The sequence below is a fragment of the Azonexus caeni genome (assembly GCF_048146105.1).
Classification (GTDB): Bacteria; Pseudomonadota; Gammaproteobacteria; order Burkholderiales; family Rhodocyclaceae; genus Azonexus; species Azonexus aromaticus_B.
In genome coordinates, this window is sequence record NZ_JBKJAD010000021.1 from 54,124 (window position 1) to 75,745 (window position 21,622).

Annotated in this window: 21 protein-coding genes; 4 read left to right on the top strand and 17 right to left on the bottom strand. The window is 63.6% G+C overall.

The genetic code is table 11. From position 1 onward, the window contains the following. Positions 1-6: 6 nt before the first annotated feature. From hflC to ACLIIZ_RS17050, 17 genes are all read right to left on the bottom strand, one after another. Positions 7-876, bottom strand: a complete 870-nt coding sequence (hflC, locus tag ACLIIZ_RS16970; protein WP_374328573.1) for a protease modulator HflC — start codon at positions 874-876, stop codon at positions 7-9. Further along, positions 876-2,171 (bottom strand): FtsH protease activity modulator HflK, encoded by a 1,296-nt coding sequence (hflK, locus tag ACLIIZ_RS16975; protein ID WP_416693969.1) that lies wholly within the window; start codon positions 2,169-2,171, stop codon positions 876-878. The genes hflC and hflK overlap by 1 nt, the downstream gene beginning before the upstream one ends. A gap of 37 nt (positions 2,172-2,208) precedes the next feature. Beyond that, positions 2,209-3,363 carry a GTPase HflX gene (hflX, locus tag ACLIIZ_RS16980; RefSeq protein WP_416693971.1) on the bottom strand — a complete coding sequence of 385 codons (1,155 nt, stop codon included), beginning with the start codon at positions 3,361-3,363 and terminating at the stop codon, positions 2,209-2,211. Between the two features lie 57 nt (positions 3,364-3,420). Next, on the bottom strand, positions 3,421-3,657 hold the full coding sequence (gene hfq, locus ACLIIZ_RS16985; RefSeq protein ID WP_374328576.1) for an RNA chaperone Hfq: 237 nt from the start codon (positions 3,655-3,657) through the stop codon (positions 3,421-3,423). 95 nt (positions 3,658-3,752) lie between these two features. Next, entirely contained in the window at positions 3,753-5,087 is a 1,335-nt protein-coding gene (gene der, locus ACLIIZ_RS16990; RefSeq protein ID WP_416693973.1) for a ribosome biogenesis GTPase Der, read from the bottom strand. Next, on the bottom strand, positions 5,084-6,247 hold the full coding sequence (gene bamB, locus ACLIIZ_RS16995) for an outer membrane protein assembly factor BamB (protein WP_416693975.1): 1,164 nt from the start codon (positions 6,245-6,247) through the stop codon (positions 5,084-5,086). Before bamB ends, der begins: the two co-directional genes overlap by 4 nt. Further along, positions 6,244-6,885: a YfgM family protein gene (locus ACLIIZ_RS17000; protein WP_416693977.1), complete on the bottom strand. Its 642-nt coding sequence runs from the start codon at positions 6,883-6,885 to the stop codon at positions 6,244-6,246. Before ACLIIZ_RS17000 ends, bamB begins: the two co-directional genes overlap by 4 nt. Before the next feature lie 5 nt (positions 6,886-6,890). Then, a complete protein-coding gene (gene hisS, locus ACLIIZ_RS17005; RefSeq protein WP_416693979.1) occupies positions 6,891-8,180 on the bottom strand; it encodes a histidine--tRNA ligase in 1,290 nt (429 codons plus the stop codon). Continuing rightward, positions 8,177-9,406 carry a flavodoxin-dependent (E)-4-hydroxy-3-methylbut-2-enyl-diphosphate synthase gene (gene ispG, locus ACLIIZ_RS17010; protein WP_416693981.1) on the bottom strand — a complete coding sequence of 410 codons (1,230 nt, stop codon included), beginning with the start codon at positions 9,404-9,406 and terminating at the stop codon, positions 8,177-8,179. The genes hisS and ispG overlap by 4 nt, the downstream gene beginning before the upstream one ends. Before the next feature lie 3 nt (positions 9,407-9,409). Beyond that, entirely contained in the window at positions 9,410-10,324 is a 915-nt protein-coding gene (locus ACLIIZ_RS17015; RefSeq protein WP_416693983.1) for a helix-turn-helix domain-containing protein, read from the bottom strand. Then, complete coding sequence (gene pilW, locus ACLIIZ_RS17020; protein WP_416693985.1) at positions 10,321-11,151, bottom strand: type IV pilus biogenesis/stability protein PilW; 831 nt, start codon at positions 11,149-11,151, stop codon at positions 10,321-10,323. The genes ACLIIZ_RS17015 and pilW overlap by 4 nt, the downstream gene beginning before the upstream one ends. Next, positions 11,148-12,239 (bottom strand): dual-specificity RNA methyltransferase RlmN, encoded by a 1,092-nt coding sequence (gene rlmN / locus ACLIIZ_RS17025; RefSeq protein ID WP_416693987.1) that lies wholly within the window; start codon positions 12,237-12,239, stop codon positions 11,148-11,150. Before rlmN ends, pilW begins: the two co-directional genes overlap by 4 nt. A gap of 51 nt (positions 12,240-12,290) precedes the next feature. Next, entirely contained in the window at positions 12,291-12,719 is a 429-nt protein-coding gene (gene ndk / locus ACLIIZ_RS17030; RefSeq protein WP_416693989.1) for a nucleoside-diphosphate kinase, read from the bottom strand. Between the two features lie 73 nt (positions 12,720-12,792). Beyond that, a complete protein-coding gene (locus ACLIIZ_RS17035) occupies positions 12,793-13,470 on the bottom strand; it encodes a hypothetical protein (RefSeq protein ID WP_416693991.1) in 678 nt (225 codons plus the stop codon). Between the two features lie 100 nt (positions 13,471-13,570). Beyond that, positions 13,571-14,854 (bottom strand): TRAP transporter large permease, encoded by a 1,284-nt coding sequence (locus ACLIIZ_RS17040; protein WP_416693993.1) that lies wholly within the window; start codon positions 14,852-14,854, stop codon positions 13,571-13,573. 3 nt (positions 14,855-14,857) lie between these two features. Continuing rightward, positions 14,858-15,574, bottom strand: a complete 717-nt coding sequence (locus ACLIIZ_RS17045) for a TRAP transporter small permease (RefSeq protein WP_416693995.1) — start codon at positions 15,572-15,574, stop codon at positions 14,858-14,860. Between the two features lie 69 nt (positions 15,575-15,643). Further along, the gene (locus ACLIIZ_RS17050; protein ID WP_416693997.1) at positions 15,644-16,648 is read right to left on the bottom strand and encodes a TRAP transporter substrate-binding protein; all 1,005 of its coding nucleotides are present in this window, start codon (positions 16,646-16,648) and stop codon (positions 15,644-15,646) included. A gap of 129 nt (positions 16,649-16,777) precedes the next feature. Here ACLIIZ_RS17050 and ACLIIZ_RS17055 point away from each other — a divergent pair, with 129 nt between their 5' ends. From ACLIIZ_RS17055 to rho, 4 genes are all read left to right on the top strand, one after another. After that, on the top strand, positions 16,778-18,757 hold the full coding sequence (locus ACLIIZ_RS17055; protein ID WP_416693999.1) for a sensor histidine kinase: 1,980 nt from the start codon (positions 16,778-16,780) through the stop codon (positions 18,755-18,757). Next, positions 18,754-19,356 carry a response regulator transcription factor gene (locus ACLIIZ_RS17060; protein ID WP_416694001.1) on the top strand — a complete coding sequence of 201 codons (603 nt, stop codon included), beginning with the start codon at positions 18,754-18,756 and terminating at the stop codon, positions 19,354-19,356. Before ACLIIZ_RS17055 ends, ACLIIZ_RS17060 begins: the two co-directional genes overlap by 4 nt. Before the next feature lie 126 nt (positions 19,357-19,482). Continuing rightward, on the top strand, positions 19,483-19,809 hold the full coding sequence (trxA, locus tag ACLIIZ_RS17065) for a thioredoxin TrxA (RefSeq protein WP_416694003.1): 327 nt from the start codon (positions 19,483-19,485) through the stop codon (positions 19,807-19,809). Between the two features lie 158 nt (positions 19,810-19,967). Then, entirely contained in the window at positions 19,968-21,227 is a 1,260-nt protein-coding gene (gene rho, locus ACLIIZ_RS17070) for a transcription termination factor Rho (protein WP_416694005.1), read from the top strand. The last annotated feature ends 395 nt before the right edge of the window (positions 21,228-21,622 follow it).

Sequence of the window (21,622 nt, forward strand, 5' to 3'; positions counted from 1 at the left end):
ACGAACTCAGCGGCCGACGTTCTTCATGTATTTGAAGAAATCGGACGAAGGCTCGACCACCAGAACGTCACTCTTGTTGGCAAAGCTGTTCCGGTAAGCTTCAAGGCTGCGGTAGAAGGCGTAGAACTCGGGATTCTTGCCAAAGGCTTCGGCATAGATCGCCGCCGCCTTGGCATCACCCTCGCCCTTTGCCTTCTGGGCATCGCGATAGGCTTCGGCAATGATCACCTCGCGTTGCCGATCAGCATCGGCGCGAATCTTTTCTGCTTCGGCCGCACCTTCGGAACGCAGTTCGTTGGCGACCCGCTTGCGTTCGGCTTCCATCCGGCTATAGACCGCGCCGCTGACCTCTTCCGGCAACTCGACGCGCTTCAGGCGCACGTCGACGATCTGCACGCCAATGCGGCGGGCGTCGACATCGGCCTTTTCCCGCATCTGGTCCATGATCTTGTCCCGCTCGCCGGAAATCACGTCGTGCACCAGACGCTTGCCGAATTCCTCGCGCAGGCCGGAATTGACCGTCTGGCTGAGGCGGGTACGGGCCCGCGTTTCATCGCCACCGACCGAGACGTAATAGAGCTTGGGATCGATGATCCGCCACTTGATGTAGGAATCGACCAGGACGTTCTTCTTTTCCGAGGTGATGAAGCGCTCGGGATCGGCGCTGTCGAGCGTCAGGATACGACGATCGAAGAAACGCACGTTCTGGATCATCGGCACCTTGAAGTTCAATCCCGGCTCGGTGATCACGCGCTTCACCTCACCCAGTTGAAACACCAGGGCGTACTGGCGCTGATCGACGGTAAACACCGACATCGAGACCGCCACGAGAATCAGGAGGACGACACCTCCCAGCAGGTTGAGACGCGAATTCATCAGCGGGCCTCCCGATCACGCGAGCCCAGCGGCGAACGTTCGCTGGACGACAATGACTTGCTCGTTACCGCCGGCGCCTGTTCGAGCTGCGGCGGCACCTGGCCGGCGAAGGCCGAGGACTGACGGCCAGCCGCCGCCGTATTGTGCGCGTCGCCAGCCTGCTGGGCAGCCGTCCCGGCGGCGACGTTCATCAGCTTGTCGAGCGGCAGGTAGAGCAGATTGCCCTGCCCCTTGGTGTCGACGAGAACCTTGGTGGTATTGGCGTAAATCTGTTGCATGGTGTCGAGATACATGCGCTGCCGGGTCACTTCCGGCGCCTTGGCGTATTCGGTGACGATCTGGCGGAAGCGCGAGGCGTCACCCTCGGCGTTCGAAATGACCCGCTGCCGGTAACCGTCCGCTTCCTGAAGCAGACGCGCGGCCGTACCGCGCGCCCGTGGAATCACGTCGTTGGCGTAGGACTGACCTTCGTTCTTCTGGCGCTCCCGATCCTGTCCGGCCTTGACGGCGTCGTCGAAGGCAGCCTGCACCTGTTCCGGCGGCTGAGCGTTCTGCATCGTCACCTTGGAGATCAAGACGCCAGCATCGTAGCGATCCAGGATCGCCTGCATCAGTTTCGCCGCTTCGCTGGCGATCTGTTCGCGACCTTCGTAAAGCACGAAGTCCATCTTGCTCTTGCCGACAATCTCGCGCACCGCGGTTTCCGCGGCGCCGACCACGGCTTCGTCGGGATGACGGTTGTTGAACAGGTACTCGACCGGGTCCTTGAGGATGTACTGCACCGCGAACTGGATATTCACGATGTTCTCGTCGTCGGTCAGCATCAGGGCTTCCTTGAGCACCTTGTTGCGCTCGGTACCGCGATAACCGATTTCGATCGTGCGCACACCGGTCAGATTGACCAGTTCATGCGACTGGATCGGATACGGCAGACGCCAGCGCAGGCCCGGCTCGGTCGTCTCGTAACGCTTGCCGAACTGGAGGACGACGCCGCGCTGCGATTCGTCGACGATGTAGAACCCCGAGGCCAGCCAGACCAGGACGACCAGACCGAGCAGGACACCGATCCCGCCACCCAGCATCTTCGGCCCGAAGTCGACCGGCGGCATGCGCGGCCCGTCGCCACCACCGTTGCCGCCGCCCCGTTTCTTGCCCATCATCCCGGACAGCTTGCGGTTGAAATCGCGCCAGAGTTCTTCGAGATCCGGGGGACCATCGTTCGGCCGGCGCGGACCGCCGCCGTCCTGGCCGTCGTCGCCACCGCGGTTGCCCCAGCGCGGATCGTTGATCGACATGAGTATACCTAGCGTAGGAATCATGATTTTTGGGGATTCAGTCAATGAAATCAGGGTTTGCCGGACAGGCTTCCGCATCTTGCGCCTGGCGCCGCGACGCGGTCTTGGCCCGGGCGTATTCGGCCAGGGTTTCGCGCAATAGTTCCAAGCCTTCGCCAGTGCGCGAACTGACGCGAACCCGGGCGATATTACCATATTCGTCCCGCTCGACCCCGGGCCCGGCCTCGGTCAGGTCGATCTTGTTCCAGACCACCAGGCGCGGCACATCGCGCGCGCCGATCTCGTCGAGCACCCGGTCGACCTCGGCCATCTGCTCGTCACGGGCGTGGCTCGCGCTATCGACGACGTGCAGCAGCAGATCGGCATCGACCGCCGCTTCCAGCGTCGCGTGGAAGGCATCGACCAGCGAGTGCGGCAGATCGCGGATGAAACCGACGGTATCGGAGATGACGATATTGCCTGCCCCTTCGACCCACAGCTTGCGTGAGGTCGTGTCGAGGGTGGCGAACAACTGGTCGGCGGCGTAAACACCGGCATGGGTCAGCGTGTTGAACAAGGTCGACTTGCCGGCGTTGGTATAGCCGACCAGTGAAACGTTGAGCACGTCGCCGCGCCGCCGCGCCTTGCGCTGCACGCCACGCTGGCGCGCCAGGCGAGCCAGGCGCTCCTTGAGCAGCTTGACGCGGTTGCCAAGCAGACGGCGGTCGGTTTCCAGCTGGGTTTCGCCGGGACCACGCATGCCGATGCCGCCACGTTGCCGCTCGAGGTGGGTCCAGCCGCGCACCAGGCGGGTCGACAGATGTTCGAGCTGCGCCAGTTCGACCTGCAGCTTGCCCTCGGCGCTCGCCGCGCGCAGCGCGAAGATGTCGAGGATCAGGCTGTTGCGATCGACCACCCGGCAGTTCAGGTCGCGCTCGAGATTACGCTGCTGCACCGGCGACAGCGCGTGATTGAAGATCACCAGCTGCGCTGAGCAGCCGGCGATCATGGCGGCAATTTCCTGCACCTTGCCGCTGCCGGCAAAGGTCTTCGGGTCCGGCGACTGACGTCGCCCGCGAACTTCGCCGACCACCGCACCTCCCGCGGATTCGGTCAACAGGCGAACTTCTTCGAGCTGGTCTTCGACATCGAGCTGGCCGAAATCGAGTTGTACGACAACGGCCCGCTCACCGGCAGCCGGCCGTTCAAGCATCGGAAATTCCTGCGGAGAAAACAGCCCCGGACATCGGAGGCTGCCAGATCAGCCGCCTTATTCTGCGGCCTGCTCTTGATGGATGTTGACCGGACGCGCCGGGACAACCGTGGAGATGGCGTGCTTGTACACCATCTGGGTGACGGTGTTCTTGAGGAGGACGACGTACTGGTCAAAAGACTCAACCTGCCCCTGCAGCTTGATGCCGTTCACCAGATAGATGGAAACGGGAACGTGCTCGCGACGCAGTGCGTTGAGAAAGGGGTCTTGTAGAAGTTGCCCTTTGTTGCTCATGGTGTGGAACTCCATGTGTGTTGTTATGAGGGTCCTAATGTACCCAAATTAGTCGGTGGATGCGAAAATTTTTGTGCGTTATTTGTGACAATGATTCAGCGGCGTGGCTCCTTCTCGGCAAACGGGTTCTTGCCGGCGACGAACTGGATGCGCAGGGGCGTTCCCTGCAGCTTGAAGGCTTCGCGGAAGGTGTGCTCGAGGTAGCGGCGATAGCTGTCGCCGATCTGGTCGACGGCATTGCCGTGGATGACGATGATCGGCGGGTTCGAGCCCCCCTGGTGCGCATAACGCGGCTTCGGCCGGAACAGGCCGTGCTTGGGCGGCGCCTGACGGGCGATGGCGTCGGCCAGCACGCGCGTCAGACGCGGCGTGGACAGCTTGGTCATCGCCGCCGCGTAGGCACTGTCCACCGAACGGAACAGGTTGTTCAGGCCGACGTTTTCCAGCGCCGAGACGAAATGGAACTTGGCGAAATCGAGGAATTTCAGCTTGCGCTGCAGGATCTGCCGGGTCTGCTCGCGGACGTAGGCGTCGAGCCCGTCCCACTTGTTGACCGCGACCACCAGGGCGCGCCCCGACTGGACGATGAAGTCGGCGATATGCGCATCCTGGTCGGAGATGTCGGCGCGGGCATCGACCATCAGGATCACCACGTTGGCGTCCTCGATCGACTGCAGCGTCTTCACCACCGAGAATTTCTCGATCGCCTCGAACACCTTGCCGCGCTTGCGCATGCCGGCGGTGTCGACGAGCACGTACTTGCGCCCGTCGCGTTCGAAATCGATCTCGATCGAATCGCGGGTCGTCCCCGGCGCGTCGAAGGCAATGACGCGCTCCTCGCCGAGCAGGGTATTGACCAGCGTCGACTTGCCGACGTTCGGCCGGCCGACGATCGCGACGCGGATCGCGTCGGAATGCCACTCGTCGTCCTCCGGCTCGGGGAAGGATTCGAGCGCCAGTTCGATCAGGCCGCGCACGCCTTCGCCATGGCTGGCGGAAATTGCGTACGGCTCGCCGAGTCCAAGCGCGTGGAAATCCGCCTCGACCATACCGGCGTTGAGGCCTTCCGCCTTGTTCACGGCGACCAGGACCGGCCGGCCGATGCAGCGCAGCTTGTTGGCGATTTCCTTGTCGTGCGGCGTCAGGCCGACACGCCCGTCGACCACGAAAATGACCGCATCGGCTTCGGCGATCGCCTGCTCCGTCTGCTTCGCCATTTCGTGCAGGATGCCGTCCTTGACCAATGGCTCGAAACCACCGGTATCGACGACCAGGAAAGGCTTCTTGCCGAGCTTGCCGTGGCCGTAATGGCGATCGCGGGTCAAGCCGGGCAGGTCGGCGACGATGGCGTCGCGCGACTTGGTCAGCCGATTGAAAAGCGTCGATTTGCCGACATTGGGGCGGCCGACCAGGACGATGGTGGGTTTCATTGGATCCCGATCAAGCTGACATCACCGCCCGACGACTGCGTCAGGACGGCTTCGCCGAGTCGCTGCGGGGCGACCCGGATGGCGGTACCGTCGGTTTTCTGGCGGGCCAGGAAAGCGCCCTCTTCGCGCGACAGGAAATGCACGTAGCCTTCGGCATCGCCGACCACCACCACCTCGCCGCGTACCGCCGGGGCGGTCACCGCGCGATTGCGCAGCTTGTCCTGCTTCCACAGGCTGCCGCCGCTCAGGCGATCCAGCCCATAGACCACGCCCTCGTCGTCGGTAACGAAGAGATAGCGGCCATCGAGCGCCACGCCACGGGCCGAGGAAATATCCCGCGACCAGACCATGGCGCCGCCCTGCCCCATGTCGAAACAGGCGACCTTGCCCTGGAAGGCGACAGCGCAGATCTGCGTGCCGTCGATCACCGGCGCCGAAACGATGTCGGCGACGCGATCGAGTTCGGTCGTCCCCTTCGGCTGAGCAACGGTGCCTTCCCAGACCGGCGCGCCGTTCTGTAGCGACAGGCCGACCAGCTTGCCGCCCGGGAAACCGGCGAACAGGTAGCGGTCGGCAAACACCGGCGCGCCGGTGGAACGCACCGACAGTGCCGGCATCGGCCGCTGGTAAAGCCATTTGCGCGAACCGTCGCGGGCATCGAGGAAGAAGATCCGGTTGTCGCCGCTACGCACGGCAACGCCGTCGCTGCTGACCGCCGGCGTCGCCAGGACTTCGCTGCTCACTTGAGCCTGCCATAGCGCCTTGCCGGTTTCCGCGTCGAAAGCCAGCACGCCGCCCTTCGCCGTACCGACAACGAGCATCCCGGCGCCGGCGCCGACACCGGCCGACAACGGCTGCCCGGCCTCGATCTTCCAGGTCGTCTTGCCGTTGTCGAGGCGGTAAAGCATGCCCTTGTGTTCGGCGACATAAACCGTCTCGCCGACGATCGCCGGCGTGAAGTCGTAGGCCTTGGCGTCGCCGACATCGACCGACCAGAGTGTCTTCGCCGCCTGTTCGGACTTGCCCAGTTCGGGCAGCGGCGACATCTTGGGCGCCGACGGCGCGAAGGGATTGATCGATTCGAAGGTGCTGGAGATCGTCGAGCAACCGCCCAGCGCCAGGGCGATGGCCGTCAGCAGGAACAGGGGGCGACGCGTCATGCGCTTTCTCCCAGGCTGTCGAGCTTCTGCTGCAGTAGTTCGCGACCGGCGCCTTCGGCGTCGGCGCCAAGCTTACCGATGGCTTCCTGGTAAGCCGCACGTGCTTCCGCCGCCTTGCCCTGGGCGCTCAGCACGTCGCCCTTCATTTCCAGGAAGCGTGCCGCGAAATCGGCTGCCGGCGCCTCGGCCAGCTGCTTGAGCGCCTCGTCGTAGGCCTTCTCGTCGAGAAGCACGGCGCTCAGACGCAGGCGGGCGATGTCGCGCAGTTCGTCCTTGGCGTTTTCGACGACCCAGCCGAGCTGCGCCTTCGCCGTCTTCAGGTCGCCGGCGTCGAAGGAACTGCGTGCGGCGACCATGGCACCGAGACCGGCATAACCGGAGCGCGGGAATTTTTCGGTCAGCTCGCCGGCAGTCGCCTTCAGGCGCTGCGCGTCGCCGGCCTCGATCGCCTGTTCGAGCGCGGCGAATACCGCCGCCGCCTTCGCCGACTGGTCGTTCTGGTACCAGTTCCAGCCTTGCCAGCCGGCAGCCGCCAGGGCCGCAGCGGTCAGCAAGGAAGTGACCAGGTTGCCGTACATCTTCCACCAGGTTTTCAGCGTGTCGATCTGTTCCTGTTCTTCGAGGTCGTAATGCGCCATGCTGTTTATTCCTCTTCGTCCGAATCAATCATGTGGTCGATGATGGCTTCCGCCAGTTCGTCGACCTTCAGTTTACGTTGGGCCACGCCTTCTTCGCGCAATGCCTTCAATTGTGCCTCGCCGGTCGCCGCTTCGTCGTCGCCGATGATCACCGCGAAAGCGGCGCCGCTGCCGTCGGCCTTCTTCATCTGCGACTTGAAGGAGCCACCGCCGCAGTGCAGCAGCACGTCCAGCCCCTGGTCGCGCAGGCCTTCGGCGACGCGGAAAGCCAGTCGGCCGGCGGCCTCGCCCTGGTGCACGACATAGACGTCTGGCGCCGGCTCGGCCGGCGCGCCGCCGGAATCCTTGATCAGCGCGATCAGCCGTTCGACGCCCATGGCAAAACCGCAGGCCGGCGTCGGCTTGCCACCGAGCTGCTCGACCAAGCCGTCGTAACGCCCGCCGGCGCAGACCGTGCCCTGGGCGCCGAGCTTGTCGGTGACCCATTCGAAGACGGTCAGGTTGTAGTAGTCGAGACCGCGCACCAGGCGCGGGTTGATCGTGAACGGCTGGCCGGCGTCGCGCAGCACCTGTTGCACGCCCTCGAAATGCGCCAGCGATTCGGCGCCGAGGAAGTCGATCAGCTTCGGCGCCGCCGCGCAGATGTCCTGCAGCGCCGGGTTCTTGGTGTCGAGGATGCGCAGCGGGTTGGTGTACAGACGACGCCTGGCGTCCTCATCGAGGACCTCGACGTGCTGTTCCAGGTAGGCGATCAGCGCGGCGCGATGTTCGGCGCGCTCGCTCGGCTGGCCGAGGCTGTTGATCTGCAGTTCGATGCCGTCGAGGCCGAGGTCGGCCCACAGGCGGGCGCCCATCAGGATCAATTCGGCATCGATATCCGGACCGGCGATGCCGAAAGTCTCGACGCCGACCTGGTGGAACTGCCGGTAACGCCCCTTCTGCGGCCGCTCGTGGCGGAACATCTGGCCGATGTAGTAGAGGCGCTGCGTCTGCCGCGCCGCCAGGTTGTGCTCGATGACGGCGCGCACGCAGCCGGCGGTGCCTTCCGGACGCAGCGTCAGCGCTTCGCCGTTGAGAGCGTCGACGAAGGAATACATTTCCTTCTCGACGATGTCGGTGACTTCGCCGATCGCCCGCTTGAACAACGGCGTCGGTTCGACGATGGGCATGCGGATCGGCTTGTAACCATAGCCTTTCAGCCAGGTGCGGACGGTGTCCTCGAACAGTTCCCAGAATGCCGCTTCTTCCGGCAGGATGTCATTCATCCCGCGCACGGCTTGCAAAGTCTGACTCATGCTTGCAGTTTCTTCTTGTAGGTGCGCTGGACGTAGCGCTCGATGATGTCCTTGAATTCGTTGGCGATGTTGTCGCCCTTCAGGGTCACGGTCTTCTCGCCATCTTCATAGACCGGCGCCGACGGCGCCTCACCGGTGCCCGGCAGCGAGATGCCGATGTTGGCGTGCTTCGATTCGCCCGGGCCGTTGACGATGCAGCCCATGACGGCCAGCGTCATGTTCTCGGCGCCGTCGTAATGCAGCTTCCATTCCGGCATGCGGGCGCGCACGAAGTCCTGCACCTCGCCGGCCAGTTCCTGGAAGAAGGTCGAGGTCGTCCGCCCGCAGCCGGGACAAGCCGCGACCATCGGCGTGAACGCGCGCAGGCCCATGGTCTGCAGGATTTCCTGGGCAACGATCACTTCCTGGCTGCGCGAGCCGCCCGGTTCCGGCGTCAGCGAGACGCGGATGGTGTCGCCGATGCCTTCCTGCAGGAGCACGGACAGCGCGGCGGTCGACGCGACGATGCCCTTCGAGCCCATGCCGGCCTCGGTCAAGCCCAGATGCAGCGCGTAATCGGCGCGCCGCGCCAGTTCGCGGTAGATGGCGATCAGGTCCTGGACGCTCGACACCTTGCACGAGAGGATGATCTTCTCGCCGGCCAGGCCGACTTCCTCGGCCTTCGCCGCCGATTCCAGCGCCGACGTCACCATCGCGTGGCGCATCATCTCGGTCGCATCAAGCGGCTCAGCCCGTTTGCTGTTCTCGTCCATGATCCGCGCCAGCAATTCCTGGTCGAGGCTGCCCCAGTTCACGCCGATGCGCACCGGCTTGTCGTAGCGGCAGGCGAGTTCGACCATCTGCGCGAACTGCTCGTCCTTCTTCTTGCCGAAACCGACGTTGCCGGGATTGATCCGGTACTTGGCCAGCGCCTCGGCGCAGGCCGGATGCTCGGTCAGCAGGCGGTGGCCGTTGTAATGAAAGTCGCCGATCAGCGGCACGTTGCAGTTCATCTTGTCGAGATGATCGCGGATCTTCGGCACCGCCGCCGCCGCTTCCGGCGAGTTGACGGTGATGCGCACCAGCTCCGAACCGGCGCGCGCCAGCTCGGCGCACTGGATGGCGGTGGCCAGGTAATCGGCGGTGTCGGTGTTGGTCATCGACTGGATGACCACCGGCGCGTCGCCACCGAGGCGAACGTGGGCAATGGTGGTGGCGCGCGTCGGGCGCTTGGCGAGGGCGGTCACGACTTACTCCACCAGCAGACGGGCGACATCGCCACGGGTATGCGGCGCCAGATCGACGACCTTGCCGTGCGCCATCAGGCTGACCCCGGGCGCATAGCCGATGGTCACCGACAGCGGCGCCTTGCCGCCGACCTGCTGTTCGCTACCCGCCGGCAGACGCTGGGAAAACACCACCACATCGTCACGGTCACGTACTTCAACCCAGGACTCGCGAGCGACGTGGAAACGCAGTTGCCCGTCCGTTGTGCTGTTGGCAACCGGCTGAACCGGCGGCGTCGGCTGAACCGGTAACGGGTTGGCAAGGGCGGCTGGCGCCACCGTCGCCGGAACTTCGACCGTCGGCGCGGCCACTGCTGCTGGTGCAGCCGCCTCGGGCGGCGGGAAAAGCGGCTCCTGCGCCGCCGCGGCTTCGCTGGTCTCCGCGCTCGTCGGGCTGGCATCGAGCAAGGACTGCAGGTTGGCACGCCAGGCGGCAAGATCGCTGGGCAACAGGAAATAGGCCAGCACCGCAACCACCACCAGACCAACGCCAATGGCGACCACCGCCCGATCGCGCGAACGGTTGCCGCTGCGCATCGTCGTCGGCGCCGCGGCAGGAACGTTCAGCGTATCGACCGGCTTTTCCAGCAAGTTACCAAGATGCGCCATCAGGGGCTGCGGATCGACACCAACCAGACGCGCGTAGTTGCGCACGAAACCACGGATGAAGGTGGTTCCTGGTAGATCCGTCCATTCGTCGCGCTCCAGCGCCTCGACCTGGCGCGGACCGAGTTTCAGCGCCTGGGCGATGTCGCCCACGGCAAGGCCGCGCGCCTCTCTGGCCTGGCGCAACTGCTTGCCGACGGACAACGCAAACGCCAACGTTTGCGTCGGCTCGTCCACTTCCGGCATGGACGAGTTTTCAATCTGCTCACTCATTCAAAGTTGCCCTTGAGGAATTCCTGATATTCATTCGAAGTCGGATAACGGCTGCGCAACTGGGCGGCAAAACCGCTTTCGGCCGCCCGGTCGCCGAGCTTGCGCTCGATGCGGATGCCCAACCAGAGCGCTTCGGCGGTCGGCGGCTCCATCATGCGCAGGGCTTCGTTCAGATAGACGCGCGCCTCGGCCGAATTGCCCCGCTTGTGAATCAAGCCGGCCAGGCCGATCCGCGCGCCGACGGCGCCGCTGCGCGAAACCCGCAGCGCCTGCAGGTAGTAGTTCATCGCCTGATCGGCATCGCCCAGCTTGACCAGGCAGTTGCCGGCGTTGGTCAGCGCCAGATCGGGCGTATCGTAGAGCGGATCGCGCAGGGCGCGGTCGAAATAGGCAATCGCTTCGCGCTGCTTGCCGGTTTCGCAAAGGAACCAGCCATAGTTGTTATTGACTTCGGGGTCGCTGGGCGCCCGCGCCAGGGCTTCGGCGAAATCGCGGTCGGCCTTGGCGAATTCACGCAGCGATGCATACACCAAGCCACGCACGCTCAGCGCCTGGAAGTAGTTAGCGTCGATTTCCAGGGCCTGCCCGAGATGATCGATGGCGGCTGCCGGATTGCCGCCCTGGAAGTAGAGCGCCCCCAGTTCGGTATGAATCTTGGCCCGCGTCCGCGGGTCGGCCACCGTCAGCGGCTGGCTGTCCTGCCTGAGCTGCGGTGACGGCTGCTGGGCAGCGGCAGGCAGTGCGCCATCGAACTGGGCGAATGCCGGCCCGCCACTCCACAGCCCGGCAAGCAGGACAAGACCGAGCAAACGGTAACGCTGATTCATGACCTCGACTCCTGAATGGGAATGACACCACCGGCAGTGCGCCGGGTCTTGTCCTTGACCTGCCCGGCGAGCTGGCCGCAGGCAGCGTCGATATCGTCGCCGCGCGTCTTGCGCGTCGTGGTGACGATGCCGCCCTGGATCAGGATTTCGCCGAAGCGCCGCACGCGCTCCGCCGGCGAACGCCGGAAGGGCGAACCGGGGAAGGGATTGAACGGGATCAGATTGAACTTGCACGGCACGTCGCGCACCAGCGCCAGCAATTCGCGGGCGTGGGCATCGCTGTCGTTGATGCCGGCCATCATCGTGTATTCGAAGGTGATGAAATCGCGCGGCGCCTTTTCCAGGTAACGCCGGCAGGCGGCCATCAGTTCGCGCAGGGGATATTTCTGGTTGATCGGCACCAGTTGGTCGCGCAGCGCATCGTTCGGCGCGTGCAGCGAGACTGCCAGGGCGACCGGGCATTCCTCGCGCAGGCGGTCGATCGCCGGCACCAGGCCGGAAGTCGACACCGTGACCCGGCGCCGCGACAGCCCGTAGGCGTTGTCGTCGAGCATCAGGCGCAGGGCGGCGACGGTATTGTCGTAGTTGGCGAGCGGCTCGCCCATGCCCATCATGACGACGTTGGAGATCACCCGTTCGTCGCCGTGTACGGCGCCCAGCGCCCGGTTGGCCTGCCAGAGCTGGCCGATGATTTCCGCCACCGTCAGGTTGCGGTTGAAACCTTGTTTGCCGGTCGAACAGAAGGCGCAATCGAGCGCGCAACCGGCTTGCGTGGAAATGCACAGGGTGCCGCGCTCGTCCTCGGGAATGAACACCGTCTCGACCGCGTTGCCGTTGCCGACGTCGATCAGGAACTTGCGCGTCCCGTCGTCCGACAGCTTGTCGGAGACCACCGTCGGCGGCGCCACGACCGCCCGCGCCTTGAGCTTGTCGCGCAAGCTCTTGGCGATGTCGGTCATGGCATCGAAATCCGCCACCCCGGAACGATGCATCCAGCGCAGCACCTGGCGCGCCCGGAAGGGCTTTTCGCCCTGCTCGGCAAACCAGGCGGTCAGGCCGTCGGCATCTAAATCAAGGAGATTCTGCATCTGCATCCCGGGGTTCGTGCCAGCCCCAACGGTCGGCACGACAACAACAAATCAGCGACCAGCGTAGGTGTTCATGCCCGGGAAGAAGAAGGCAACTTCCACAGCGGCAGTTTCCGGCGCATCGGAACCATGCACGGCATTGGCGTCGATCGACTCGGCGAAATCGGCGCGGATGGTGCCCTTCTCGGCCTTCTTCGGGTCGGTGGCGCCCATCAGCTCGCGGTTCTTGGCGATGGCGTTCTCGCCTTCCAGGCACTGTATCATCACCGGGCCCGAGGTCATGAACGAGACCAGGTCCTTGAAGAAAGGACGTTCCTTGTGCACGGCGTAGAACTGGCCGGCTTCCTGCTCGGACAGCCAGGTCATGCGGGCGGCGATGACCTTGAGGCCGGCGCCTTCGAAACGGGAGTAGATCTGACCGATGACGTTCTTGGCAACGGCGTCCGGCTTGATGATGGAAAGAGTGCGTTCGATAGCCATGTGTTTGCTCCGAAAAAAGCTAGTCGTTTGAAAAACGGGGAATTTTAGCAGATAAGGACGGGAGACACCCGCCTTACTGGGCGGCGGCTTCCTTTTGCAGGGGTTCGCGCAGGCGCTCGAAATCGCGCGGCGCAACGTATTGCAGCAATTCCTTGCCGTCGGCGTCGACCACGACATCAAGCCCTTTTTCCGGGTAGAGCAGGTGAACACGCTTGTCGCCGATCGGCACACGCGCCCCCGGTGCACCGAAACGCTGGATGACGGTCGCCTCGTCGAGACTGGCCTTGGGAATGATGCTGATCGCCCGTACCGGCATGGCGTCGGCGGCAAGCAGGTCGTCCGGATGCAGGAGAATCTTGCGTGTCGAGCTTTCCATGTACTTCCCCTTGAGCGCCCTGTCGCGCATCGCCGTGATCATGTCCGGCGTCGTATCGACAGTCAGGATGACCTTGGCCAGCACGAAGCCGAACGCCAATTCCGAATAGTAGGCTTCGAGCGTGCCGACTTCGTCCGGGGTGGCGATGATCGCCACTTCCGGCGCCTCGCCGCCGAGGATCGCACGCACTTCACCCAGCGTCTGCGTGCCCGGCCGGATACCGAAGACACGGCTGCCCCCCTGGCCGTCAACTTCGATCTGCCAGGGCAGGTTGGCATTCGGATTGACCCCTTCCCGCTGACCGAGACCGGGAATGAGGAAAGGAATGATCAGCGCGGCAACGATCAGCGCAATGATGGAGAGGGCGAATTTCATGATGGACAGGTGGGCGGCGGAAGCCGAATTGTGCCACAGAGAAGGAAAAGGCCGCGCCCCTTGCGGAAAGCGCGGCCTGCGTCGGCTTGACCCGAACGACTCAGAGCATGCCCAGGGTACGCGGCAGCCAGAGCGAGATTTCCGGAATGTAGGTGATGGCGATCAGGAAGACCAGCATCGCGTACAGCCACGGCAGCACTGCCACCGACATCTCGGACAGGCCGCGGCGGGTGATGCCGCTGGCGACGAACAGGTTGAGACCGACCGGCGGCGTGATCATGCCGATTTCCATGTTCACCGTGATGATGATGCCGAAGTGCACCGGATCGATGCCCAGCGCGACGGCCACCGGGAACAGGATCGGCGCCAGGATCAGGATGATCGACGACGGCTCCATGAAGTTGCCGGCAACCAGCAGCAGGATGTTGACGATGACCAGGAAACCGACCGGCCCCAGACCGAGATGGACGATCCAGTCGGCGATATCCTGCGGAATCTGCTCCGAGGTCAGGATGAAGCTGAACAGGATGGCGCTGGCGATGATGAACAGCAGCATCGAGCTCATGTTGGCCGAGTCGAGCAGCACCTTCGGAATCTGCTTGAAGGTCAGGTCCTTGTACACGAACACCGCGATGAAGAAGGCATAGACCGCCGACATCGCCGCCGCTTCGGTCGGCGTGAACATGCCGGAGTAGATGCCGCCCATGACCACGACGATCAGCATCAAGCCCCAGAAAGCTTCGCGGAAGGTGCGCAGACGCTCGCCCCAGGAAGCCTTGGGCAGCGTCGGGTAAGCGCCCTTGCGCGCCTGCCACCAGGTGGTGACACCGAGCGTCAGCGCCAGCAGCAGGCCGGGAACGACGCCGGCCATGAACAAGGCGCCGACCGACGAATTGGTCGTCACCGCGTACATCACCATGACGATCGACGGCGGAATCAGGATCCCCAGACCGCCGGCCGAAGCGACGACACCGGCCGAGAAGTTCATCGGAAAGCCCTGCTTGAGCATGGCCGGAATCAGGATCGAGCCGATCGCCACCACGGTTGCCGGCGACGAACCGGACACCGCCGCGAACAGCGCGCAGGCCAGCACTGCCGACATGCCGAGACCGCCGGTCAGGTGACCGACCATCGAAGTGGCGAAGTTGATCATGCGCCGGGCGACACCGCCGTGGGTGAGGAAGTTGCCGGCGAGGATGAAGAAGGGGATCGCCATGATCTCGAACTTCTCGATGCCGGTGAACATCTTCAGCGCCACCGAAGCGATCGGCGTCTCGGTGAAGGCGAACATGAAGCCGAGGACGGTCAGGCCGAGGGCGACGCCGACCGGCATGCCGATGACCATCAGGGTCAGCAGCAGGCCAAAGATAATCAGTGCGCTCATCGCTTATTTCTCCTTGTTGGCCGCGTCTTCCGCGCCATGCTCTTTTTCCCAGTCGGCATCGGAAAGGCCGGCATGAGCGTGTTCCCGCTGTTCGGCAATGGCGATCGCCTCGCCGACGACCAGCACTTCGCCCTCTTCCAGGCCTTCGACGTGACCGTGGTCATGGGTCGGCAACTCGCCGCTGCGGGCAAACTTGATCATCACCTGGATGAAACGGAAGCACATCAGGAAGGAGCCCAGCGGTACCGCCGAGTACACCATCCAGGTCGGCCATTCGAGGTCAGGCGTGGTCGGCCCCTCGAAGTGAGCGCCGGTGTCGCTGCCAAGCAGGCTCAGCGTCTCGTAAGCCATGCCGTTTTCCCAGACGAAAGCGGCGCCGAAAACGCCGATCACCGCAGTAAACAGCACCCCGCAGAACAAGCCGAGCTGCACCATGACGGCGCGCGGCTTGCTCGGCAGCTTGTTGATCACGATATCGACGCCGACGTGGATGCCGGTGCGCACGCCGTAAGCGGCGCCGAACTTGGCCATCCAGACGAAAAGAATGATGCAGAATTCCTGGGCCCAGCCCATGTTGATTTCGAGCAGCCAGTCCTGCACCCCCGGAATCTCGAAACCCGTGCCGTAGCGGTGCACCACGGAAACGAAGATGACCACGGTCGCCACCGCCATCAGGGTGCCGATGATGAACTCTTCCAGCCGGTCAATGATTTTTCCCATGTCCCCTCTCCTTGCAAAAACGCCCGCTGCGGCAAAGCGCAACAGCGGGCGTCGGAGGTCAATTGTTGCTTACAGCTTGTTCGGATCGAAACCGGTGGCCTTGTAGACCGCGCCGATGGTTTCCTTGCCGATCCGGCTTTCCATCTTCTTGTGCACCGGCACCAGGGCCTTCTTGAAGGCCGAACGCTCGGCCGCCGTCGGCGAATAGACCTGGGTCTTGCCGCTCTTGCGAACATTTTCCAGCGCCGTGTCGTTTTCAACCTTGGCGATCTGGTTGGCGTAACGCGTCGCCTGCACCATGGCCTCGTCGAGCTGCTTGCGGATGTCGGCCGGCAGACCGTCCCAGAACTTCTTGTTGACGATCACCGCGTAGCCCAGGTAGCCGTGCTCGGTCAGCGTCAGGTGCTTCTGCACTTCGTGCATCTTCTGGGTGTAGAGGTTGGAGATCGGGTTCTCGGTACCGTCCACAACGCCAGTCTGCAACGCCTGATAGACCTCGGAGAAGGCCATCACCTGCGGCAGTGCCTTCAGCGCGCGAATCTGCTCTTCGAGCACCTTGGACGACTGGATGCGCAGCTTCTTGCCCTTCAGGTCTTCCGGCATCTTGATCGGGGTATTCGCCGAGAAGGATTTGAAACCGTTGTCCCAGAAAGCCAGGCCGCTGATCCCCTTGGGTTCGAGCTTGGCCAGCAGTTGCTTGCCGACCGGGCCGGTGGTGACCTTGTGCAGGTCGTCGTAGCCATTGAAGATGTAGGGCAGGTCGAAGACCTCGAATTCCTTGACGCCGAGCGGGCCGAACTTGGCCAGCGACGGGGCGAGCATCTGCACGGCGCCAAGCTGCAGCGCTTCCATCTCTTCCTTGTCCTTGTACAGCGTCGAGTTGGCATAAACCTCGACCTTGACCTTGCCCTTGGTCAGTTCGGCAGCCTTCTGGGCGAAGAAATCGGCGGCCTTGCCCTTGGGCGTGTCATTGGCGACGACGTGGCTGAACTTGATGACGATCGGCTGCTGCGCATAGGCACCGAGCGAAACGGCACAGGCAAACAGGCCGACGAGAAGCTTGGAAACTTTCATTGATATATCTCCTCCTGAAGTTGGAATGTCGCGAAATCCGATTGCGACTGCTGCAAAGTATTACGAAAAGGCTAACGAGTGCGTATTGTGGATATCCACATCCGTTGACCACGGGTTAACATCGCCGCCATGCGCCCGATCACCCTCCGCTACCGCCCCGAAAAACGCCGCCTGCGCTGGCTGCTGACCCTGCCGAAACTCGGCCTGGTCCTGCTCATGGCCGCACTGCTGACCCTGCTCTGGCTGCTGCAGCGCTCGGAACACGAGGAGCAGCGTAACATCCTGATCAAGGATGTGCTGTGGCTGGAACAGAACCTGCGCTTCCACCTCGAAGGCAATCGCGACCTGATGCAACAACTGGCCGTCGACATGGCCGATCCGCGGGAACGGGAAAAACTCTTTCAGGTCCGCTCGACCCACCTGCTCAAGAATAGCCCGGAAATTTCCCAGATCACCTGGCTCGACGCCGAAGGCCACCGCCAGGCCTCGCTGCCCGGCCGAAGCCCGCAGGAGGAATCCCTGCTCAAACCGCCGACCACCGCGCTCGCCTTCGACGTCGCGCGCCGCCTCGGCAAACCGACTTACAGCGCGCCGCTGATCGTCCCCGGCGGCGAAAGTTTCGTCGAACTGCTGGTGCCGATCTACGGCAAGAACGGGCTGAGCGGCATGCTGCTGGTCGCCTATCCGCTGAACGACCTGCTCAACAGCCAGGTGCCCTGGTGGTTCACCGAGAAATACAAGGTCGAGATCGTCGATGACAACGACACCCTGTATGCCAGCAAGACTCATCTTGAGGGCGTCAACGCCGACAGCTACCAGATTCCCTTCGACCCGCCTGGCCAGGGACTGCGACTCAAGGTCAGCAACTACACCACCGAACCCGGCGGCCTGCAGCGCCTGCTCACCGTCGTCATCCTGCTGCTGGCCGGCGGCGTATTCTGGAGCCTGTGGCTGGTCCGCGACCTGATGCAGAAAAGTTCGCGCGCCGAAGAAGCACTGCGCGCCGAACACGCTTTCCGGGCGGCGATGGAAGACTCGCTGACGGTCGGCATGCGAGCCCGCGACCTCAAGGGCAAGATCATTTACGTCAACCCCGCCTTCTGCAAGATGACCGGCTTCGCCGCCGAGGAACTGGTCGATCACGAACCGCCGATGCCCTACTGGGCCCCCGAGCACATGGACGACACGCAGGCCCTGCACCTGGCGGTGATGGCCGGCCAGGCGCCGAGCGAAGGCTTCGAGATCACCTTCATGCGCAAGAACGGCGAACGCTTCCATGCCCTCGTCTACGAGGCCAAGCTGATCGACGGCCACGGCCAGCACACCGGCTGGATGGCGTCGGTGCTTGACATCACCGAGCGCAAGCGGGCCGAGGAACTGGCCCGCCAGCAGCAGGAACAGCTGCAATTCACCGCCCGCCTGGTCACCCTCGGCGAAATGGCCTCGACCCTGGCCCACGAACTGAACCAGCCGTTGGCGGCGATCGCCAGCTACAACACCGGCTGTCTCAACCTGCTATCGACCGACAATTTTTCCTGCGGCGATCTGCGCCCGGCGCTGGAGAAGGTCGGCATCCAGGCGCAGCGCGCCGGCAAGATCATCCGCCGGGTGCATGACTTCGTACGCAAGAGCGAACCCAAACGCGCCCCCTGCGCCCTCGGCGAAGTGATCGAGGATTGCCTGGGTTTCGTCGAAGCGGATGCCCGCAAGCGGCAAATCCGCATCGAGGCCAAGGTCGCATCGCTGCCACTGCTGCCGGCCGACCGTCTGATGCTCGAGCAGGTGCTGCTCAACCTGATGCGCAACGCGATGGACGCCATGAACGACACCCCGCCCGCCCATCGTCTCCTGCACATCGCCGCCCGCATCGTCGACAACGAGGTTGCCGTCAGCGTCAGCGATTACGGCTGCGGCATCGCCCCGGAAATCGAGGACAAGCTATACACCGCCTTCTTCACCACCAAGCAGGAAGGCATGGGGGTCGGCCTGTCGATCTGCCGCTCGATCATCGAACTCCACCGCGGCCGCCTGTGGGCGGAGAAACACCCCGCCTCGCCAAGCGGAAGCGGTACGATATTCACCTTCACCCTCCCCCTGGACCACGCATGAACACGCCGAAAGCCCACCTGGTCGACGACGACGACGCGATCCGGGACGCCCTCAGCTGGCTTCTCCAATCGCGCGGCCTGGCACACGCCACCTACGACTCCGCCGAATCCTTCCTCGCCGCCTGGACGCCCGCCACCAGCGGCTGCGTCGTGCTCGACATGCGGATGTCAGGAATGACCGGCCTCGACTGCTTCGAGCAACTGCTCGAAGGCGGCTCGACGCTGCCGGTGATCTTCCTCACCGGCCACGGTGACGTCCCGCTCGCCGTCGCCACGCTCAAGCGCGGCGCTTTCGACTTCTTCGAAAAACCCTTCAACGACAATGAACTGGTCAGCCGGATCGCCGAAGCGATCGACCTCGACGCCCGCCAGCGCGCGGCGCACGCCGAAGCCGACTCGGTCAACAGCCGGATTTCGCGGCTCACCACCCGCGAACGCCAGATCATGGACCTGGTGCTGGCCGGAAAATACAACAAGGTGATCGCCGACGAACTCAACATCAGCATGCGCACCGTCGAAGTCCACCGCGCCAACCTGTTCGACAAGATGCAGGTCAAGACCGCCGTCGAACTCGCCAACCTGTTCAAGAACGGGCGTTGATAGAGGCTTGCAAATGCGCAGACGGATGCTTCCCTTGCCTGTCATTTTTCGCTAGCATCACGCCAGACTGAATTGCGGCAACAGCCGCCCCACCGGAACACCACTCCCAGAATCCAAGAGGCAACCATGAGCGAGCACATCCATTACGTCACCGACGACACCTTTGAAAGCGAAGTGCTGCAGGCACAGCAACCGGTGCTCGTCGATTACTGGGCAGAATGGTGCGGCCCCTGCAAAATGATCGCGCCGATCCTCGACGAAATCGCCGTCGAATACAGCGGCAAGCTGAAAGTCGCCAAGGTCAACATCGACGACAACCAGCAGACGCCGGCCAAGTACGGCATCCGCGGCATCCCGACGCTGATGATCTTCAAGAACGGCAATGTCGAGGCGACCAAGGTCGGCGCCCTCTCCAAGTCGCAACTCGCTGCCTTTATTGACAGCAACCTGTAATACCCTTAGTCTCCCGGCCTGAAGGTACGCTCGTGCCTTCAGGCGACGCCAGCGACGTTCCCGTCCCGCGTCATACATCACTCCCAAGCACACTCAGCTTCCGCGCCCTTTCATCGGGCTGACGCCTGCGCTCATTCTCCAGCGCCCAATACACTCCAATGCAACTTTCCGAACTCAAGACCCTGCACGTCAGCAAACTGCTCGACATGGCGACCGAACTCGCCATCGAAAACGCCAACCGCATGCGCAAGCAGGAGCTGATCTACGCCGTGCTCAAGGCCAAGGCCAAGAACGGCGAAACCATCTACGGCGATGGCACCCTCGAAGTCCTGCCCGACGGCTACGGCTTCCTCCGCTCGGCCGACACGTCCTACCTGGCCAACCCCGATGACATCTACGTCTCCCCGTCCCAGGTCCGCCGCTTCAACCTGCGCACCGGCGACACCGTCGAAGGCGAAATCCGCACGCCGAAGGACGGCGAGCGCTACGTAGCGCTGACCAAGCTCGACCGCATCAACGGCTTCCCGCCGGAAGCCAACAAGAACAAGATCATGTTCGAGAACCTGACGCCGCTGCACCCGACGCGTCACCTCAAGCTCGAACGCGAAATCAAGTCCGACGAAAACATCACCAGCCGTGTCATCGACATGATCGCGCCGATCGGCTGCGGCCAGCGCGGCCTGCTGGTCGCCCCGCCGAAGACCGGCAAGACGGTGATGCTGCAGAACATCGCCCACGCCATCACCGCCAACCACCCGGAAGTCGTACTGATCGTCCTGCTGATCGACGAACGTCCGGAAGAAGTCACCGAAATGACCCGCACCGTGCGGGGCGAAGTCGTCGCCTCGACCTTCGACGAACCGGCCACCCGCCACGTCGCGGTCGCCGAGATGGTCATCGAGAAGGCCAAGCGTCTGGTCGAACACAAGAAGGACGTGGTCATCCTACTCGACTCGATCACCCGCCTTGCCCGCGCCTACAACACCGTCCAGCCTGCCTCCGGCAAGGTACTGACCGGCGGCGTCGACGCCAACGCCCTGCAGAAACCGAAGCGCTTCTTCGGCGCCGCCCGCAACATCGAGGAAGGCGGCTCGCTGACCATCCTTGCCACCGCGCTGATCGACACCGGCTCGCGCATGGACGAAGTGATCTACGAAGAATTCAAGGGCACCGGCAACTCGGAAATCCACCTCGATCGCCGCATGGCCGAGAAGCGCATGTATCCGGCAGTCAACGTCAACCGTTCCGGCACCCGCCGCGAAGAGCTGCTGCTCAAGCCGGACGTGCTGCAGAAGATGTGGGTGCTCAGGAAACTCTGCTACCCGATGGACGACCTCGAAGCGATGGAATTCCTGCTCGACAAGGTCAAGTCGACCAAGGGCAATGCGGAGTTCTTCGACGCCATGCGGCGGGGGTGAGAGTTCTCGCTGGCGTTATTGCAGGGAGGCCGGGGAACCGGCCTTTTTGCTTTTCTGGGGGGCGGATTTGGGTTCTGACGCGCCGGGTTCCGCGCCTGACGCGCGGGCGTACTTTTTCTTGTTTGGCCAAGAAAAAGTAGCCAAAAAGAAGGCCACCCCCAGGTCGGCGCCGGGCTACGCCCGGTCCCTTGCGCTACTCGACGGTCCGGGCGGCTGGCTAAACTCGCCGCTGCGCGGCTCAAACAACGCCAGCCGACTTCCCCCGGACCGCCTGCGTTGCTCAGCGCCTCTCAGGGGGACCCCGAAAACCAGCGGTTCACGAAAACTGGCGGTTGAAAAATCCGCGGTGCTTCCAGCAACGTTTGGTTTTCCGGGCCCCTTGGGAGGCGCCGAGC

Coding starts and splice junctions, on each gene's coding strand:
- hflC (WP_374328573.1), bottom strand. CDS start 876: ATGAATTCGCGTCTCAACCTGCTGGGAGGTGTCGTCCTCCTGATTCTC.
- hflK (WP_416693969.1), bottom strand. CDS start 2,171: ATGTCGATCAACGATCCGCGCTGGGGCAACCGCGGTGGCGACGACGGC.
- hflX (WP_416693971.1), bottom strand. CDS start 3,363: ATGCTTGAACGGCCGGCTGCCGGTGAGCGGGCCGTTGTCGTACAACTC.
- hfq (WP_374328576.1), bottom strand. CDS start 3,657: ATGAGCAACAAAGGGCAACTTCTACAAGACCCCTTTCTCAACGCACTG.
- der (WP_416693973.1), bottom strand. CDS start 5,087: ATGAAACCCACCATCGTCCTGGTCGGCCGCCCCAATGTCGGCAAATCG.
- bamB (WP_416693975.1), bottom strand. CDS start 6,247: ATGACGCGTCGCCCCCTGTTCCTGCTGACGGCCATCGCCCTGGCGCTG.
- ACLIIZ_RS17000 (WP_416693977.1), bottom strand. CDS start 6,885: ATGGCGCATTACGACCTCGAAGAACAGGAACAGATCGACACGCTGAAA.
- hisS (WP_416693979.1), bottom strand. CDS start 8,180: ATGAGTCAGACTTTGCAAGCCGTGCGCGGGATGAATGACATCCTGCCG.
- ACLIIZ_RS17015 (WP_416693983.1), bottom strand. CDS start 10,324: ATGAGTGAGCAGATTGAAAACTCGTCCATGCCGGAAGTGGACGAGCCG.
- pilW (WP_416693985.1), bottom strand. CDS start 11,151: ATGAATCAGCGTTACCGTTTGCTCGGTCTTGTCCTGCTTGCCGGGCTG.
- rlmN (WP_416693987.1), bottom strand. CDS start 12,239: ATGCAGAATCTCCTTGATTTAGATGCCGACGGCCTGACCGCCTGGTTT.
- ndk (WP_416693989.1), bottom strand. CDS start 12,719: ATGGCTATCGAACGCACTCTTTCCATCATCAAGCCGGACGCCGTTGCC.
- ACLIIZ_RS17035 (WP_416693991.1), bottom strand. CDS start 13,470: ATGAAATTCGCCCTCTCCATCATTGCGCTGATCGTTGCCGCGCTGATC.
- ACLIIZ_RS17040 (WP_416693993.1), bottom strand. CDS start 14,854: ATGAGCGCACTGATTATCTTTGGCCTGCTGCTGACCCTGATGGTCATC.
- ACLIIZ_RS17045 (WP_416693995.1), bottom strand. CDS start 15,574: ATGGGAAAAATCATTGACCGGCTGGAAGAGTTCATCATCGGCACCCTG.
- ACLIIZ_RS17050 (WP_416693997.1), bottom strand. CDS start 16,648: ATGAAAGTTTCCAAGCTTCTCGTCGGCCTGTTTGCCTGTGCCGTTTCG.
- ACLIIZ_RS17055 (WP_416693999.1), top strand. CDS start 16,778: ATGCGCCCGATCACCCTCCGCTACCGCCCCGAAAAACGCCGCCTGCGC.
- ACLIIZ_RS17060 (WP_416694001.1), top strand. CDS start 18,754: ATGAACACGCCGAAAGCCCACCTGGTCGACGACGACGACGCGATCCGG.
- trxA (WP_416694003.1), top strand. CDS start 19,483: ATGAGCGAGCACATCCATTACGTCACCGACGACACCTTTGAAAGCGAA.
- rho (WP_416694005.1), top strand. CDS start 19,968: ATGCAACTTTCCGAACTCAAGACCCTGCACGTCAGCAAACTGCTCGAC.